The organism is Methanospirillum sp. (assembly GCF_028679455.1).
GTDB lineage: Archaea > Halobacteriota > Methanomicrobia > Methanomicrobiales > Methanospirillaceae > Methanospirillum.
This window is the reverse complement of record NZ_JAJRBM010000451.1, coordinates 1-3,279: the sequence shown is the minus strand read 5'-3', so window position 1 is coordinate 3,279 and position 3,279 is coordinate 1. Positions and strand designations below refer to the sequence as shown.

The 3,279-nt window shown below is 45.3% G+C and carries 4 protein-coding genes; 3 read left to right on the top strand and 1 reads right to left on the bottom strand.

The window, feature by feature from the left end; all coding sequences use genetic code 11:
- The coding region (gene tes / locus LUQ50_RS15635; protein ID WP_300041328.1) for a tetraether lipid synthase Tes at positions 1-1,005 on the bottom strand (1,005 nt) is incomplete at its 3' end.
- Between the two features lie 141 nt (positions 1,006-1,146).
- On the opposite strand from tes, the gene LUQ50_RS15630 reads away from it, so the two are divergent.
- The 3 genes from LUQ50_RS15630 to purD form a co-directional block, all read left to right on the top strand.
- Entirely contained in the window at positions 1,147-1,647 is a 501-nt protein-coding gene (locus LUQ50_RS15630; protein ID WP_300041326.1) for a CDP-2,3-bis-(O-geranylgeranyl)-sn-glycerol synthase, read from the top strand.
- Positions 1,641-2,159: an orotate phosphoribosyltransferase gene (gene pyrE / locus LUQ50_RS15625; protein WP_300041324.1), complete on the top strand. Its 519-nt coding sequence runs from the start codon at positions 1,641-1,643 to the stop codon at positions 2,157-2,159. The genes LUQ50_RS15630 and pyrE overlap by 7 nt, the downstream gene beginning before the upstream one ends.
- Before the next feature lie 253 nt (positions 2,160-2,412).
- Positions 2,413-3,279 (top strand): phosphoribosylamine--glycine ligase (gene purD, locus LUQ50_RS15620; protein ID WP_300041322.1); only part of this gene is annotated, 867 nt, incomplete at its 3' end.

The window sequence follows — 3,279 nt, the reverse complement described above, 5'->3', positions numbered from 1 at the left end:
TTGATGAGCGGTGAATTTAATCTGTGACTTACCGGTATACGCTTCAATAAAATTGGAAACCGGTACAACACAGGGCACCGGGTAGAAATCACTTTTAAGAACAGAACCATCGGTTTGATTTTCAATCCGGTCCAGCAATTCCGGAATGGTGATCCGCTCACGTGCCATATCTTCCAGGTTTGCAGCTCCGGTGAATGAAACCGGCTGGAAGTTTACTCCTCTGATTACTTCAATATTTTCAGCAGCGAACCGGATGATTCCTCCGATCTCATGATCGTTCTTCGTCTTAATGATCGTTGGAACCAGAACAATTCCAAGTTTTACTGCTTTACAGTTCTCTACTGCCTTCAGATCATGAGTCAGTTTAAAGTTAGTTTCTTTTGTGACGCCGTCAAAATGAAGATATACCGTCTGGAGGCCTGCATCCTTGAGTTTTTGTGCATATTCCGGGTCTGATGCAAGTTTTATGCCGTTGGTTGCAAGCTGAACCTGAAGGAACCCCATCTCTTTCGCCATGCGGATAATCTCAAAAAGATCATCCCGCATAGTAGGTTCTCCACCAGCAAACTGGACCGCAGGGGCAGGATTCGGCTGTTCTGACCGAAGTAACTGCAACATACCCCGTACCTGCTCGAATGTCGGTTCATATATATATCCACATGCTTTTGCATTTGCAAAACAAAAATCACAGTTCAGATTACACCGGTTTGTAAGATCAATATTGGCGAGCAGGGTCGATGAACGGTGGTGATTACAAATGCCACAGTCATTGGGGCAAGAACTGATATCTGTTGTAATCTGTGGATTATCAACTCCTGATCCTGCCACATTATAGATATCAAAACGCTTGTATAACTCGGCATCGTCCCAATACAGATACGAGAACGGTCCATGTTCCGGGCATACACGTTCAATGAATATTTGGCCTTCTCGTTCGGTTATTTCAGCATCAAGGACTTTTTTGCAAACAGGGCAGAGACTTTTAGTTTTTTTCAGAGAGATCATATCGCCAACCACATGTTTTCAGGATTTATGGCCCGAACGCTTGTATCTGTTATTTATGCAGATTAAACGCTTATATTTATTCAGGAGTGTGTCTCTATTATCCTTTATCTTCTTTCGATTATTGCATCCGCTTTTTGGCTTATGCTCCCTGCATATGTCCCCAATTCTGCGGCAGCAGCCGTAGGTGGTGGGATGCCGATTGATCTGGGAAAGACCAGATCTGATGGAACAAGGCTGTTTGGTGATGGGAAAACCATCCGGGGTTTTTTTGGCGGAGTTGCCTGTGGCTGCCTAATCGGGGGATTGCAGATCATAGCGCAGGGTTCATCTGCACTATCGTTTCTTCCTCAGCACACCCCCCTCTCGGTAATTCTTCTCGCTACCGGTGCTCTGGTAGGAGATATGGTCAAAAGTTTTTTCAAACGACGGGCCGGCATCGAACGAGGAGCGAGCTGGCCATTCGTAGATCAATATGATTTTGTTGCCGGAGCATTTGCATTTCTGATCATCGGTGCTCCGGCATTTGCCTTATCTTCACTTACGCTGCCGGTAATTCTGACCATACTGATACTTACTCCGGTTCTGCACCGGGTAGTAAATATTATCGGGTATAAACTAGGAGTGAAAGACGTTCCATGGTAGAAAAAAATCTGAAAGATCTCTTGATCGATGTTCAGGCAATTCGTTTTGGTGATTTCACGCTCGCTTCAGGGAAGAAGAGTGGCATATATATTGATATCAAGATGGCAATGACCAATCCTGATATCCTGAAAGTTGTCGCAAGATCAGTTACATCATTGAATATTTTTTGGGATGTGGCAGCAGGTGTTGCAGTTGGCGGTATTCCTCTGGCAGTAGCGTCATCACTTGAAAGTGGAAAACCATACGTGATCATACGTAAAGAGCAGAAAGGGCATGGACTGTCTTCGCTGATAATCGGTGACGTTCATGAACGGCGTGTCCTGATGATTGAGGACGTTACCACTTCAGGAGGTTCGGCTCTCTTTGGGGTTGAACAGATCAGGAAAGCAGGAGGGATCATTACCGATATCATTTCAGTAGTTGATCGTAATGAAGGGGCGACAAAAACCCTGAAAGAAGCCGGTATCACCTTGACTCCTCTGATTTCAATCACCGATCTTCTTCAGAATTGATGAATGCAGCCCAGTACAAATTTCGGATTTCTTTTTTTCAGTACTCCGGGTATATGATGCCCTGCATAATTGAGCAGATCGTCAGGATAATTACGTATGGACTACAAATAGTCACAGGACAGAGAATCAGATACATGGCTCTATAAGAATTTTATGATGGAGCAGTTATGTCATGTGTTTTGTAGGCACGATGATACTCTGTATGTTAGAATTAACAGGATTCTGGCAGATCTCACACTCCAGAAGATAAACCATGAATACTAATACTCATCAGGAAGGCAATCTGCACATGAATGTTCTCGTGGTCGGAGGTGGAGGCAGGGAGCATGCAATAGCCCAGGCCCTTGCAAAGGACCATCATGTTGGTCTCTATGCAGCGATGTCACGAGTCAATCCCGGTATCGCTGAAATTTCCAGAGATTTTCTCATTACCAGGGAGACGAATGTCAGCGAGATTGCCTCCTTCTGTGTAAAAAATCAGGTCAAATATGCGGTAATCGGACCTGAAGCACCCCTTGAGGCTGGAATTGTCGATTCTTTAGAATCAGTCGGAGTACAATGTGTCGGCCCAACCAAGGCAGCAGCACGTATCGAGACTGATAAAGCGTACTGCCGGAACCTGATGAAGAAGTATGCTATCCCCGGACTTCCTGGATATCATATCTTTCAGAATTCAGAGCAGGCGATCTCATTTCTGCGAACTACCTCAGAAAATTTTGCGATAAAGCCCATCGGACTAACCGGAGGAAAAGGTGTCCGTATCATGGGAGAACATATTGATCTGGATGGTGCCTGTCAGTATGCTCAGGAGATCAATGGGGGAATCGTAATTGAAGAGCGGCTTATCGGAGAAGAATTTACGCTTCAGGCCTTTGTTGATGGCAGACATATAAGCCCGATGCCCCTGGTGCAGGATCATAAACGTGCCTTTGAAGGTGACACCGGCCCGAACACCGGAGGTATGGGATCCTATACCCTTTCTGATCATCGGATGCCATTTATATCCGATGAAGAATACAGTCAGGCTCTCTCAATCATGAATCAGGTGGTCGCTGCCCTGGCTGATGAAGGCACCCCTTATTCAGGAATTCTCTACGGACAGTTCATGAATACTGTTCAT